The sequence below is a fragment of the Streptococcus infantis genome, from assembly GCF_964243025.1.
GTDB lineage: Bacteria > Bacillota > Bacilli > Lactobacillales > Streptococcaceae > Streptococcus > Streptococcus infantis_N.
Genome location: NZ_CAXTDJ010000005.1, coordinates 47,447 through 60,955, shown reverse-complemented (window position 1 = coordinate 60,955; position 13,509 = coordinate 47,447). Strand labels below are relative to the sequence as shown.

Below are 13,509 nucleotides of genomic sequence, written 5' to 3'. Positions count from 1 at the left end.
TTTCCTAGCCTTATTTTTTTATAAAGATGAATCGTTCTTTATCAAATTCTACAGCCAACTCATATTTCCCATCTTCATTTTGAACGATGTAACCTAATAAGACTAAACTATCAACAAAGATATCTCGACGTTTCTGCATAAGCTGGTCTTTTTTGAGAAATTTAAGCAAAAAGGTTGTCATATACTTGAGAGCATACTCAGGATTGACATCCCCTAAAATTTCATACAGTCTCTGCTGTTCTTCCGTCAGTGGATACTGGAACTTGACCTTGTAGAAGTAATTAGACAAGGTCATCTTTTCCCTTGCAAAATCGGTGTGTTCTTCTAGGATAGCTGCATTTGTTTGATTGCGCAATTCTGTCATAAAATCTTTCTCCAGGATTTCTTGATAGATAGGACTATCATCCCTCACAAAGACTTCTTGGTCAAGTGCAAGAGAATCTGTAGATTCTAGAAATGGGAGATTGAGAGTGTAGCGTTTATTTTCTCTTAAAATCAATCCCGCTTTAATGTACTCCTCCAAGAGCTTGTCAACTGCGACCTCTGGAAACTGAGCCTTGATTTCACGGAGGATCACATCATCATGCCGATCAAGATAGTCAACCAAGTCCCAAAAGAATGGCTGCCGTGTCAAACGTGATGGATTAAAAATCTGAATCATGAAGATTCCTTTCTTTACATACTAAAAGTGGAGAGGCTGCCAACTGACTGGGATTGGTCCCCGGCTGGTTCAGAGGCACAGTAATCCCCAACTCTCGATAATATTCTCTCCAGAAATCACTGATTTCCTGTGTATCATCACCAAACTTCATGGGAATGGTCTCAAAAATAGGGAGAATTTCTGCTACAAACTGGGAACAATAGAAACCATCTCCATCTGGATAAAAGGACGCATTGTAGGGAGCCCCTAAGAGACTCTCTGCTCGCTTTTTGACCTCTGCACAATCAATCTGCTCATAGTGATAACGGTCATAGACTTTTCCAGCTTCAAAGAAGACCTCAGGAGACTGAGCAAGGACACCACCTTCTACCGTGGCATGATAGACCTGTCCGTCCAAAAAGATAGCCACGTGACTGTAGTTACCTGTAGAAGCCTGGATAGCCTGCCCCATTTCTGTATCTTCTCTCACAAAAATCAAATCGCCATTTTCTAACATCTTTCTCTCCTAGAAAAAAAGGAGTCGAAACTCCTTTAGTTATATGGAAAACATCGTTTTCTCGTGTCAATCTCTAGTCAAATAATTACCATTTAAATAATTCATTAACTATATTCCAAGAATCACTCTAGCTGAAAATAATAAAGAAGCACCAAACTTCCAAAAGACAGAGCTAAGTAGAAGATTCCTATTTGCAATCCATACAAATGCCAAAAAATACAACTAACTAAAATAAAAATCGACGTCTCAGCAACGAGGCGATGCCATTTTTTTAAAGCATGTGGAGATTTTGGCGCCATATATCGTGCCCAAAATAAGATTAATAGAACTGCTAGAAGAAAAAATAGGAATTTTTCCAGCCAAGAAATTTGTATTACAGACACGGAGAAAAGACCAAGTATTGCCACAACCTCAACCAAAAAGCGTAGCCCTTCAATCAATCGCATCATGCTATCACCTTCTATAAATAGTCAAATTAACAGTTCTAAATATTCCTTAAATATTACCCATTAAAGCTTTCAGTCAATTGTGGTACCACTTGTTTCTTACGTGAAACAGCACCTGGAAGGAAAGCATGGTTGTTTTCAAGTTTGAAGTTGAAAGCTGCTTCTACCTTGTCCATATTAGCACCAAGAGCCAAAATTTCTGAGTTTGAGTTGACGATGTCTGTAATCATCAAGACAAAGTCAGAGTAGCCGTTAGCTGCATTTGTAGCTTGGATAGCTGCTTCGATTTCAGCTTGGCGTTCCAATACTTCAGCAATATCAACTGTATTCACTTGAGCCACACGGACATTGTTTCCATTGAGTTCAAATGTCTTAGCATCAATATCAATCAATTCTTCAGCAGATTTGCTTGCTAAATTTGTACCAGCCTTGAGCATGGCAAGACCGTATTCTTCCAAGTTCACACCAGCCAATTCAGCCAATTCAAGAGCAATGACTTTATCTGATGGGTGAGTGGTTGGAGATTTCAAAAGAAGAGTATCTGAAATCAAACCTGATAGCATCAAACCTGCGATTTCTTTTGGAACAGCTACGCCATGCTCTTTGAACATGCGGTAAACAATAGATGATGCTGATCCAACTGGTTCCAAACGCATGTAAAGTGGGCTGGCAGTTTCAAAGTTAGCCACACGGTGGTGATCCACCACACCATAAACTTCAACTTCAGCAATGTCTGACGCTGATTGTTGGAATTCATTGTGGTCAGTCAAAATGACTTGCTCTGCACCTTCTGCTTTAGCAGATGTAATCACGCGCGGTGCTTCCACACCAAAATAGTTCAATACATAGGCCGTTTCTTCATTTGGAGTTCCAAGAGCCACCGCTTCTGTGTCCAAACCGTATGCTTCTTTTGCAAGATAAGCAAAAGCAACAGATGAACCAATGGCGTCTGAGTCTGGATTTTGGTGACCAAATACTAGAATCTTAGACATGATAATACCTCGTTTCTTTATTCTCTTTATTGTAGCATTTTTTTCAATTTTTGACAAAAGGTTGAGGAGCCAAAGGACTCCTCATTACATGTCAAAAGTATCGACTAAATTCTTATTTTGATTCTCTTTGAGATAATGTTCTTTTTGCATACGTGTCTTGCGCTTGAAAAAAGCTTCAGCAGACATGGCCTCTTCCTTACTATCAAAACCTTCTGCAAAGATGAGTTTTACTGGCAATCGAGCTCGTGTATATTTGGCTCCTTTACCGCTATTGTGAACAGTAATCCGTTTCTTAACATCTGTCGTGTAACCAGTATAGTAGGAACCATCACAACACTCAACCACATACATATAAGCCTTATGATCCATAGTAAATCTCTTGAATTTCTGGTGTATAAGTACCATCACTATTATGAACAATGAGTGGTGGTAAAACCTTAAAACCACTAGTGGAGCCGTCCTTAATAGCCTCAATCAAAAGCATATTAGCTTCCTTCTCCCGTTTAGGATAAACAAATTGCAGACGTTTTGGAGCCAGATTATGCTGTTGGAGCGTAGCTAAGATATCTAATAATCGATCAGGACGATGAACCATTGCCAAACGCCCATTTGATTTGAGAATACTCTGGGCACTACGACAGATTTCCTTAAGATTGGTTGTAATTTCATGCCGAGCTAAAAGATAATGCTCACTTTCGTTCAGATTAGAATTTGGATCCACTTTAAAATAAGGCGGATTGCATAAAATCAAATCAACCTTGCTCCCCTGAATGTGACTAGGCATATTCTTCAAATCATCACAGATAACCTGCATCTGTCCGTCCAGCCCATTTAAACGTACTGAGCGTTCGGCCATATCAGCAAGACGTTCCTGAATTTCTACAGATAGAATTTTAGCCTTGGTCCGGCTACTGGCAAACAGTCCAACAGCTCCATTGCCCGCACAAAAATCCACAATTAACCCATTTTTAGGGAAACGAGGGAAACGCGACAGGAGAACACTATCCACCGAATAGCTGAAAACCTCACTATTTTGAATAATCTTGATATCTGTAGAGAAGAGTTGATTAATGCGCTCTCCTGATTTTAATAATTGTTCTTCGTTCATACTTCTATTATAGCAAAATATAATAACATCACAATGATTTGAGGGGATATCAATTACTGTTTTTCTTTAAATGTTCCAAGGCTTCTCGTGTCCAAACAGGCATCATGCGACCAAGCGGCGCGAATCCATGTTTGATACGATCATTCGAAAAACGTCTCCGTCTAGGAAGTTGATGTTTTTCTTCTTCCAAGGTACGAATGGAAAGACTAGCCTTCCCTGTATATTCGTCAAAATCTACTACTTGTACCTGGACTTCATCACCGATTTTTAAAACCTCGTAAATATTTTCGATAAATCCTGTCCGAATCTCCGAAATATGAATCAGTCCTGTCACTCCTGTTTCTAACTCAACAAAAGCTCCATAGGGCTGAATCCCAGTAATACGGCCATTTAGCTTATCACCGATTTTCATTTTAGTCCTCAATTTCAATAGTTTCAATTACGACATCTTCAACTGGCTTGTCCATTGCACCTGTTTCGACACCTGCAATTGCATCCAGAACTTCATAAGAAGCTTCATCCGCAAGTTGACCGAATACAGTATGACGACGGTCTAGGTGAGGAGTTCCACCTTGTTCTGCATAAATCTCCGCAATTGGTTCTGGCCAACCACCACGAGCAATTTCTTTCTTAGAATATGGCAAGTGTTGATTCTGCACGATAAAGAACTGGCTACCATTTGTATTCGGCCCAGCATTAGCCATAGAAAGGGCTCCACGGACATTGTAAAGTTCTTCTGAAAACTCATCCTCAAATGACTCACCATAGATAGATTCACCACCCATACCGGTTCCAGTTGGGTCTCCACCTTGAATCATAAAATCTTTAATAATACGGTGGAAAATCACACCGTCATAGTATCCATCTTTTGACAGAGCAATAAAGTTGGCTACTGTTTTTGGTGCGTGATCAGGGAAAAGTTTGATACGCATATCCCCATGATTTGTCTTAATAGTCGCAATTGGACCTTCTACTGCTTCAATGTTTACTTGTGGAAAATGTAATTCTTTTTCTACCATACCAAATCCTTCTAAGGCATCAAAGATGCCATCTTCTTCTAATGTTTTTGTAATATAATCTGCTTTTTCTTTGATTTTTTCATGAGAAACACCCATAGCGACACTAATGCCTGCAAAATCAAAGAGTTCTAAATCATTAAGACCGTCCCCAAAAACCATAACGTTTTCAGGTTTAAGACCTAATTGGTCTACCACTTTGGCAACTCCAGCTGCTTTTGAACCGGAAATCGGCACAACATCTGATGAATGTTCATGCCAGCGTACCATACGCAAAGTCGATGCTAAACTTTCAGGCAAGGTCAAGTCATCTCCCTGATCCTCAAAGGTCCACATCTGATAAATATCTTCTTTTTGGTAAAAATCAGGGTCCACCTCTAAATCAGGATAAATCGGGTCAATCGCCTGGTTAATCATCTCTGTTCGTCTTGATAGTTTAGCAGCATGACTTCCCACCAAACCATAATCAATCCCAATTTCTTTGGTCCAAGTAATATACTCTTCAACCTTATCTTTAGCAATTTTGTTACTATAAATGACATTGCCCTTTTTGTCCTCAATATAAGCACCATTCAAGGTTACAAAGAAATCAGGTTTGAGGGTTTTAATCTCTGGGACTACACCAAAAATGCCTCGACCAGTCGCAATTCCTGTCAAGATTCCTTTTTCGCGTAATTGTTTAAAGACTGTTGGAATAGTACTTGGAACAAAACCTGTCTTTGAATTGCGTAAAGTATCATCTATATCAAAAAAGATAATCTTAATCTTCTTAGCCTTGTATCTTAACTTGGCATCCATTATAATACCTCCTTCAATTCACTCTTTCCATTATACCATAAAGTAGAGAAATCCCACATCCCCAATAAAATCCTTGTCTCTTATCCGAATTCCTTTACTAGATACAAAACCAAATCATCATTATTTTGGCTAGTTGCATTCATTTCCAAGGGTTGATTTCGATACCAGACACCTGTCCCATCTGGAATGTAGCCCCGTCTGATATATAATCTCTGGGCAGGGCCATAGCCTAAGTGCAAACCTACACCAAGAGTGACCTTACTCGAAACAAACCTGACTCGTTTTTCTGCTTCTTCTAGCAGTTGATTCCCAATCCCTTGATTTCGAAAAGGCTCAAACACATTAAAATCTGATAATTCTGGATAGACTTCTGCAAAAGGACCATGTTTAGCAGAGGGCAAAATGGTAACATAGCCCGCTACAACACCATCAATCTCTGCAACTAAGACTTCTCTCTCCCCACTTTCCTGTTCCAGAAAATATCTAGCCAAAATTTCCTCTCTACCAGGCCAACCTTGATTCATAAATCCATGAGATAAGGATTCAATATCAGACTTAATCATATTTCTAATCGTACAATTCATCTTTGACTTACCCACCTTTACTCTTTCTATTACCATTATAGCACGCCAAGGTCAGAAAAAACTATCTCGTAAAAAAAGAACCGACAGAGTCTGAAAAAGAGGCCCACCCGGACCCCAACTCGCTCTCTCATTTCAATGCTCGTGAAAAAAAGACCCTCCCAGGTCTTAATTCGCTTTCTAGTTTTCAAGCTCATGAAAAAGAGGTCCACCCGGACCCCAACTCGCTCTCTCATTTCAAGGCTCATGAAAAAAAGACCCGTAAGGGTCTTACTCGCTCTCTTGTTTTCAAGCTCATGAAAAAGAGGTCCACTGGACCTCTTTTTTAATCTTCGTTTACGAAAGGCATCAAAGCCATTACGCGAGCGCGTTTGATAGCTGTTGTTACTTTACGTTGGTTTTTAGCTGAAGTTCCAGTTACACGACGTGGAAGGATTTTCCCACGTTCTGAAACGAAACGGCTAAGAAGCTCAGTATCTTTGTAATCAACATATTCAATTTTGTTTGCTGCGATGTAATCAACTTTTTTACGGCGTTTGAATCCGCCACGACGTTGTTGAGCCATGTTTTTTCTCCTTTATAGTATTAATTGTCCATTAGAATGGTAAATCATCATCTGAAATATCCAAAGGATTGGTTGATCCAAATGGATTTTCATCACGTGAAAAGTCAGGTACTGAATTTGTAGGTGCTGCATGACTGGCAGTTGGTGCAGAATAAGCTCCACCACTTTGTCCTTCACGAGCACTACGGCTTTCCAACATTTGGAAATTCTCAGCTACGACTTCTGTCACGTAGACACGTTGTCCTTGCTGGTTATCGTAACTACGAGTCTGAATACGACCTGTAATCCCGACAAGAGAGCCTTTTTTAGCCCAGTTAGCAAGATTTTCAGCCTGTTGGCGCCACATAACGACATTGATAAAATCAGCCTCACGTTCGCCATTTTGACTCTTGAATGTACGGTTTACTGCAAGAGTAAAAGTCGCAACTGCTACATTTGATGGGGTATAACGTAACTCAGCGTCACGTGTCATACGCCCTACAAGTACAACATTGTTAATCATAATCTACCTTCTTACGCGTCAAGTTTGACGATCATGTGACGAAGAATGTCAGCGTTGATTTTTGAAAGACGGTCAAACTCTTTAAGAGCTGCGTCATCGTTTGCTTCAACGTTAACGATGTGGTAAAGTCCTTCACGGAAATCTTGGATTTCGTATGCAAGACGACGTTTTTCCCAATCTTTTGATTCAACAACAGTTGCACCGTTGTCAGTCAAGATAGAGTCAAAACGTGCTACCAAAGCGTTTTTCGCTTCTTCTTCAATGTTTGGACGAATGATATAAAGAATTTCGTATTTAGCCATTGATATGTTCCTCCTTTTGGTCTAATGACCCCAAGCCCTTGCAAGGGGTAAGTGAGGTTTGCTCACAATAAACTATTATACTAGAAAAAAGTTTTTTTCGCAAGCTTAAAGTAAGTTATATTTTTCTTTTTAGAGTTTTTTTGCAGAAGTTTTTGTAATTTCATCTACGAGAATATTTTCATCCTCGAATTTCTTTTTCAATGATGAAAGATCAATGCTTCCCTCAATTTGAACTTCAATAACAATTTTACCATCTTTACGTGGAATGTTAACAGTGTGAGAGATATTAAGATTTTCTTCAACAATTAAAGAAATAATCTTACCTAAGACCCCAACTTCATTTTCTGTGATAAAACGAACACGAACACCCTCTTCACCATAACCAGCGATTTCAAGAAAGGCACTGAATACATCACGATCTGTAATGACTCCATACAATTGTCCATTGTCAACAACTGGCAAAATACCAATCTTATTTTTAAGCATGAGATAAGTTGCATCTTCTAAACTTGCATAGCCTGAGACAGTTACAACATCTCGAATCATGACGTCTTTTACTTTTGTCTTATTAAGCAGATAATTCATCTCGAAGATTGAAAGACTAGTCGCTTTTGAAGGACTAGCTTCAGCGATTGTTCCTTCTGTTACCAAGCCTACTAATTTATCATTCTCAATAACAGGGAGACGGTGCAAGCCTTGTTCGCGCATCAAATCTGCTGCGTGTGCAACAGTTGTATCAGGACTGATATAAACGACCTTGCGTGTCATAAAATCTTTAACTGCCATAGGAAATCTCCTTTATGTTTATAGTTTTATTATACACTTTTTACGGAAAGCTATCAAACGCTTTCATTTCTTTTTCAAGATTCAGAAAAATCTGAAGGACTTTACGAAAAAGAGCTCAACTTAGAGCCCTTAATCTTATACTTATGTAGATTGTATGATTGCTTTACAATCTTTATCCGCAGATTAAAACAATCCCCCAGACTAGATGTTAATTGCTGCCGCAATTTTTATCCGCCGACTAAAAAGGTCCCCCGGACCTTTTTAGCCACCTAGATATGCTTTTCTGACTTCGTCTGATGCTGCTAGTTCTTTTCCTGTTCCTGATAGGACAACCTTTCCTGTTTCAAGAACATATCCTCGGTCAGCGATGGCAAGTGCTTTATTGGCATTTTGCTCAATTAAGAGAACGGTTGTTCCTTGTTTTTGAATATCTTGGATGATATCAAAAATTTCTTGGATAAAGATTGGCGCAAGCCCCATTGATGGTTCATCTAATAAAAGAAGTTTAGGCGTTGACATGAGGGCACGTCCCATGGCAAGCATCTGCTGTTCACCACCAGATAGAGTAGCCGCATCTTGATTTTTACGTTCTTCCAAACGAGGGAAACGAGCGAAGACTTTCTTCAAATTTGCTTGATTCTCTTCACGATTTTTCTTAAGAAAGGCTCCCATCTCCAAGTTTTCCATAACAGTCAAACCAGAGAAAACATGACGTCCTTCTGGAACTTGTGAAAGACCTGATGCCACAATTTTTTGTGCAGGCATCTTTTGGATTTCTTGTCCCAAAAATTCAATTCGACCAGAACTTGGGCGCACAAGACCTGATAGGGTACGAAGGATAGTTGTTTTACCAGCACCGTTAGCACCGATAAGTGAAACAACTTCTCCTTCATTAACTTCAAAGCTCACATCACGTACAGCTTGAATCATACCGTAGTGAACTGAGAGGTTTTCAACTTTTAACATAGACATTAGGCTTCACCCCCAAGATAAGCTTCGATAACACGTTTATTGTTCTTGATTTCATCTGGTGTCCCATGAGCAATCAAACGACCGTACTCAAGTACGTAGATACGTTCAGTGACTTCCATGACCAAGTTCATATCATGTTCAATCAGCATGATGGTAATCTTGAATTCATCCTTGATGCGACGGATCAACTCAGTCAATTCTGCAGTTTCTTGTGGGTTCATACCTGCTGCAGGCTCATCCAAGAAGAGGATTTTAGGTTCTGTAGCAAGGGCACGAACAATTTCCAAACGACGTTGTTGGCCATAGGCTAAGTTTTTAGCTAAGGTTTCAGCATCACCATCTAAATCAAAGATTTTTAGTAATTCTAAGGCTTTGGCTTTTAATTCTTTTTCATTCTTATAAAAAGCTGGTAAGCGCAAGAAACTTGCAAAAACATGTTGTTTATGATGGTTACTAAATGCAATAAGAACGTTATCCAAAACTGTCAAGTCTTTAAAGAGGCGGATGTTTTGGAAGGTACGCCCTAAACCAAGAGCAGCAATTTTATAGGGTTGCTTGCCATTTAACAAGTGACCATCCAAGGTTACTGTTCCTTCGCTTGGTTCATAAACTCCTGTCAGCAAGTTGAAAAGAGTTGTTTTCCCAGCACCATTCGGTCCAATCAAGCCAACAAGTTCACCTTCGTTCAATTCTAGAGTTACATCTCCAACAGCAGTCAGACCACCAAAATGCTTGGTTAACTGTTTTACTTCAAGTAATGCCATTAGTTTTGTCCCTCCTTCTTACCTTTTTTAAAGAGTCTTGATAGGCTCAATTCCCATGTTCCTAGAAGGCCTCCTGGTCTGAAGATCATAACAAGTACCAAGGCCAAAGCATAGATAATCATACGAACGCTAGCTACGTCTTGAAGGAACATATTCAAAATACCAAGAACAATCGCAGCGACAATTGCTCCTGTAATTGATCCCAAGCCACCAAATACAACGATAATTAAAACGTTGATAGAATTGATAAAGCTATAATCCTTAGGCACAACAGAACCGATAAATCCTGCTTGAAGGGAACCTGCAATACTTGCAGTCATAGCTCCAAAGACAAATGCGATAATTTTGATTTTTGTTGTATTGACCCCGACAGATTCAGCTGCAATTTCATCTTCACGAACAGACAAGGTTAAACGACCGATTGGACTACGAAGGAAATTAAGCGTTGCAATTGTCGTAATTACGGCAAAAATGTATACCATTTGCCAATTAGTAAAGTTTGGAATACCAAGGATACCAGCAGCTCCGTTTGTTAAATCACCACCATTGACGATTAGGATACGGATAATTTCAGCAACCCCAAGTGTCGCAACTGCAAGGTAGTCCCCCTTCAAACGAAGGGTAGGAATTCCAACGACCAAGGCAACCAAACCAGCAATGATAGCACCGAGCAACATAGCTCCAAAAAAGGCAGCATAAGTTGGAGATTTTGATCCAATAATAGCTGCTGCATAGGCACCGATAGCCATGAACCCAGCATGTCCAAGAGAAAATTGACCAGAAAAACCAACGATAAGGTTAAGTCCTACTGCAAGAATAATATTGATACCGATTTGTTCTAGAATCTGAATATGGAAAAGGTTTAAAATACCAAACGAAACTAATAAGCTAATCACACCATATCCAAGCAACAAAAGGAGCAACCAGAGAATATTAACTTTTAAATTTTCTTTCATTGTTTACACCTTCTCTTTCACATTCTTACCAAGGATACCAGCTGGACGAACAATCAAGATCAAGAGCAAGATTCCGTACACGATAGCATCACGGAAATCTGACATTCCGAAGGCTGTTGCAAAAGTTTCCAATAGTCCGATTACAAAACCTCCAAGAGCTGCACCAGGAATAATACCGATTCCACCTAAAACGGCAGCCACGAATGATTTAATACCCGGAGTCATTCCCATCAATGGTTCAAGAGAGTTGTAGTAAAGGGCAATCAAGACACCTGCTGCACCAGCCAGAGCTGAACCTAAGGCAAAGGTGAAACTGATTGTACGGTTTACGTTGATCCCCATTAACTGAGCTGCATCACTATCTACAGATACGGCACGCATGGCTTTCCCCATTTTTGTTTTTTGCACAATGAGTTGCAAAAGAATCATCAAAACAATCGAAACTGTCAAAATCAATAATTGAATATTTGTTAGACTGATTGGACCCAAGTCATAACGAACTGTTTGGATTGCTTGAGGGAAGGCACGTGTATTGGCACCTACTAGATAGACCATTCCATACTCAAGCAAGAAGGATACCCCGATAGCAGTAATCAATACAGAGATACGAGTTGAATGTCGGAGTGGACGGTAGGCTAGAAACTCGATGATAACACCGAGAATAGCTGAACCAATCATGGACAAAATTAAGGCTAAAAAGAAATTTAAATGGAGGGCATTAATCAAGAAATAACCCATGAAAGCACCCATCATATAGATATCGCCATGGGCAAAGTTAATAAGCTTGATAATTCCATAAACCATAGTATAACCCAGGGCTAGCAAAGCATAGACACTACCCAAGATTAAACCATTGACAAGTTGTTGAAGCATATGGTTCACTCTTTCTAAGTTTTATTTTTAGGATTTTATAAAAAAATAATCCCTTTATAAACACCGAAACAGGGAGTGAGTAAAAGCTCATTCCCCATTTCCAATATCTATAATTATGGTTTAGCGACTTCTGCCGCTTCTACTTTACCATTATTCATGGTCATCATGTAGGCTGTTTTCACAGTGTTGTGATCTGCATCAAAGCTTGTTTGACCTGTAACACCTTCGAAGTTTTGTGTTTTAGCAAGATTGTTCTTGATATCAACTGAAGTTTTTGCACCTTTTGCTGCGTTAGCTACAAGGTAAACTGAATCATAAGCAAGAGCCGCAAATGTTGAAGGATCTTCGTTGTATTTTGCACGATAAGCTTCAAGGAAGGCTTTTGCTTTATCTGAAACATCAACAGTAGTTGAGAATCCTGAGATGAAGTAGATGTTTGTTGCTCTTTCAGCAGTTGCTTGTTGAACAAACTCTGCACCATTAAGCCCATCAGCACCAACGATTGGTTTATCAATTCCCATACCACGAGCTTGGTTTACAATTTTACCGGCTTCTGTGTAGTAACCTGGCAATACGATTGCATCAAAGTCTTTATCTTTGATTTTTGTCAAAGCTGCTTGGAAGTCTGTATCACCTGCTACGAACGTTTCATCTGCTACGATTTCGCCTGAGAATGAATCACGGAATGATTTTGCAATACCTTTAGCGTAGTCGCTTGAGTTATCTGTATACAAGACCACTTTCTTAGCGTTCAATTTGTTTGAAACGTAGTTTGAGATGATTTTTCCTTGGAAACTATCTTGGAATGTTCCGATGAAAAGGAAATCTTGACCTTTAGTCAAACCATCTTGAGTGGCACTTGGAGAAATCAATGGAACCCCAGCTTGTGTAGCATTTGCTACTGCTGCTGCAGTTGCACCTGAAGTCGCAGGTCCTACGATAGCAGCTACTTTAGATTGAGTAACAAGGTTTGTTGAAATAGAAGCAGCTTCAGCAGTTTCAGATTTGTTATCTTTGTCCACTACTTCGATTTGTTTTCCATCGATACCACCTGCAGCATTGATTTGATCAACTGCAAGTTGAGCACCCTTTTGCTCAGATGTACCGTAAGATGCTGCAGCACCAGTTTCTTCGAAGTTGAAACCAATTTTTACAACTTTTTCATCAATTGGATTACCTGTTGTGTTTGAAGCTCCTGACTTCACTTCCCCACAAGCTGCTAAAAGAGCTGTACTTGCAAGAGCTACAAGTGACAATGCAAATTTTTTCTTCATGTTTATCTCCTTTTAAGGTTCAATTTAAATTACATGTTAAGAATATACCGAATTATCAGAAAATTGTCAACAAGTTTCTCTCACTTTTTAAATGATAACGTTTTCGCTAGTTTTATATAGGTTCCCAACGAAAGGAGTTTCCAATTCTTGGATATGACAAACTCTCACTTTCTTGATAAATTTCTCTTTTCCTAAACGATTTACCAGCTCCTCTACTTCCTCTGTTGGAACATAAAGTTGTAGGTAACGATGTTTTTTTGAGTGGTAACAAATATCACCATAATTTGCGAGTTTTTTAGCATCGCGATTATAGTATAAATAGATAATCAGACCAGACCGATTCTCTTTTTGAAACATAATTCAACTTCCTTCTAACAATCTTCCTTCTATTATATCAAAAAAAACAAGCTCAGTCGA

The 13,509-nt window shown here is 39.3% G+C and carries 19 protein-coding genes; all 19 read right to left on the bottom strand.

Annotated elements, in window-relative coordinates; translation table 11 throughout:
- Positions 1 to 10: 10 nt before the first annotated feature.
- The 19 genes from ACESNQ_RS06895 to ACESNQ_RS06805 all read right to left on the bottom strand — a co-directional run bounded on the left by ACESNQ_RS06895 (position 11) and on the right by ACESNQ_RS06805 (position 13,449).
- Positions 11 to 661, bottom strand: a complete 651-nt coding sequence (locus ACESNQ_RS06895) for a DUF1803 domain-containing protein (RefSeq protein WP_373075873.1) — start codon at positions 659 to 661, stop codon at positions 11 to 13.
- Positions 645 to 1,157 (bottom strand): YiiX/YebB-like N1pC/P60 family cysteine hydrolase, encoded by a 513-nt coding sequence (locus tag ACESNQ_RS06890; RefSeq protein WP_373075872.1) that lies wholly within the window; start codon positions 1,155 to 1,157, stop codon positions 645 to 647. The genes ACESNQ_RS06895 and ACESNQ_RS06890 overlap by 17 nt, the downstream gene beginning before the upstream one ends.
- A 122-nt stretch (positions 1,158 to 1,279) precedes the next feature.
- On the bottom strand, positions 1,280 to 1,606 hold the full coding sequence (locus ACESNQ_RS06885) for a DUF2568 domain-containing protein (protein ID WP_006145278.1): 327 nt from the start codon (positions 1,604 to 1,606) through the stop codon (positions 1,280 to 1,282).
- Between the two features lie 53 nt (positions 1,607 to 1,659).
- Positions 1,660 to 2,595 carry a manganese-dependent inorganic pyrophosphatase gene (locus tag ACESNQ_RS06880; RefSeq protein ID WP_373075871.1) on the bottom strand — a complete coding sequence of 312 codons (936 nt, stop codon included), beginning with the start codon at positions 2,593 to 2,595 and terminating at the stop codon, positions 1,660 to 1,662.
- Positions 2,596 to 2,679: 84 nt separating this feature from the next.
- The gene (locus ACESNQ_RS06875) at positions 2,680 to 2,964 is read right to left on the bottom strand and encodes a GIY-YIG nuclease family protein (protein ID WP_373075870.1); all 285 of its coding nucleotides are present in this window, start codon (positions 2,962 to 2,964) and stop codon (positions 2,680 to 2,682) included.
- Positions 2,954 to 3,703 (bottom strand): tRNA1(Val) (adenine(37)-N6)-methyltransferase, encoded by a 750-nt coding sequence (locus tag ACESNQ_RS06870; RefSeq protein WP_314944175.1) that lies wholly within the window; start codon positions 3,701 to 3,703, stop codon positions 2,954 to 2,956. The genes ACESNQ_RS06875 and ACESNQ_RS06870 overlap by 11 nt, the downstream gene beginning before the upstream one ends.
- A gap of 49 nt (positions 3,704 to 3,752) precedes the next feature.
- Positions 3,753 to 4,115: a S1 RNA-binding domain-containing protein gene (locus tag ACESNQ_RS06865; RefSeq protein ID WP_004252382.1), complete on the bottom strand. Its 363-nt coding sequence runs from the start codon at positions 4,113 to 4,115 to the stop codon at positions 3,753 to 3,755.
- Between the two features lies 1 nt (position 4,116).
- The gene (locus ACESNQ_RS06860; RefSeq protein ID WP_373075869.1) at positions 4,117 to 5,517 is read right to left on the bottom strand and encodes a bifunctional Cof-type HAD-IIB family hydrolase/peptidylprolyl isomerase; all 1,401 of its coding nucleotides are present in this window, start codon (positions 5,515 to 5,517) and stop codon (positions 4,117 to 4,119) included.
- Between the two features lie 80 nt (positions 5,518 to 5,597).
- On the bottom strand, positions 5,598 to 6,101 hold the full coding sequence (locus tag ACESNQ_RS06855; RefSeq protein WP_373075868.1) for a GNAT family N-acetyltransferase: 504 nt from the start codon (positions 6,099 to 6,101) through the stop codon (positions 5,598 to 5,600).
- A 322-nt stretch (positions 6,102 to 6,423) separates the two neighbouring features.
- Positions 6,424 to 6,663, bottom strand: coding sequence for a 30S ribosomal protein S18 (gene rpsR / locus ACESNQ_RS06850; RefSeq protein WP_000068664.1), 240 nt, complete (start codon positions 6,661 to 6,663; stop codon positions 6,424 to 6,426).
- Positions 6,664 to 6,694: 31 nt separating this feature from the next.
- Positions 6,695 to 7,165 (bottom strand): single-stranded DNA-binding protein, encoded by a 471-nt coding sequence (locus ACESNQ_RS06845; protein ID WP_036755226.1) that lies wholly within the window; start codon positions 7,163 to 7,165, stop codon positions 6,695 to 6,697.
- 11 nt (positions 7,166 to 7,176) lie between these two features.
- Complete coding sequence (gene rpsF / locus ACESNQ_RS06840) at positions 7,177 to 7,467, bottom strand: 30S ribosomal protein S6 (protein ID WP_002896497.1); 291 nt, start codon at positions 7,465 to 7,467, stop codon at positions 7,177 to 7,179.
- A gap of 129 nt (positions 7,468 to 7,596) precedes the next feature.
- Positions 7,597 to 8,253 (bottom strand): CBS domain-containing protein, encoded by a 657-nt coding sequence (locus tag ACESNQ_RS06835; RefSeq protein ID WP_254733529.1) that lies wholly within the window; start codon positions 8,251 to 8,253, stop codon positions 7,597 to 7,599.
- A 261-nt stretch (positions 8,254 to 8,514) separates the two neighbouring features.
- Positions 8,515 to 9,225, bottom strand: coding sequence for an ABC transporter ATP-binding protein (locus tag ACESNQ_RS06830; RefSeq protein WP_254733530.1), 711 nt, complete (start codon positions 9,223 to 9,225; stop codon positions 8,515 to 8,517).
- A complete protein-coding gene (locus ACESNQ_RS06825; protein ID WP_006151788.1) occupies positions 9,225 to 9,989 on the bottom strand; it encodes an ABC transporter ATP-binding protein in 765 nt (254 codons plus the stop codon). Before ACESNQ_RS06825 ends, ACESNQ_RS06830 begins: the two co-directional genes overlap by 1 nt.
- Complete coding sequence (locus ACESNQ_RS06820) at positions 9,989 to 10,945, bottom strand: branched-chain amino acid ABC transporter permease (RefSeq protein ID WP_254733531.1); 957 nt, start codon at positions 10,943 to 10,945, stop codon at positions 9,989 to 9,991. Before ACESNQ_RS06820 ends, ACESNQ_RS06825 begins: the two co-directional genes overlap by 1 nt.
- A 3-nt stretch (positions 10,946 to 10,948) precedes the next feature.
- Positions 10,949 to 11,818 carry a branched-chain amino acid ABC transporter permease gene (locus ACESNQ_RS06815; RefSeq protein ID WP_004252371.1) on the bottom strand — a complete coding sequence of 290 codons (870 nt, stop codon included), beginning with the start codon at positions 11,816 to 11,818 and terminating at the stop codon, positions 10,949 to 10,951.
- A gap of 113 nt (positions 11,819 to 11,931) precedes the next feature.
- A complete protein-coding gene (locus ACESNQ_RS06810) occupies positions 11,932 to 13,092 on the bottom strand; it encodes an ABC transporter substrate-binding protein (RefSeq protein WP_254733532.1) in 1,161 nt (386 codons plus the stop codon).
- Between the two features lie 87 nt (positions 13,093 to 13,179).
- On the bottom strand, positions 13,180 to 13,449 hold the full coding sequence (locus tag ACESNQ_RS06805) for a YlbG family protein (RefSeq protein ID WP_004252368.1): 270 nt from the start codon (positions 13,447 to 13,449) through the stop codon (positions 13,180 to 13,182).
- Positions 13,450 to 13,509: the final 60 nt, after the last annotated feature.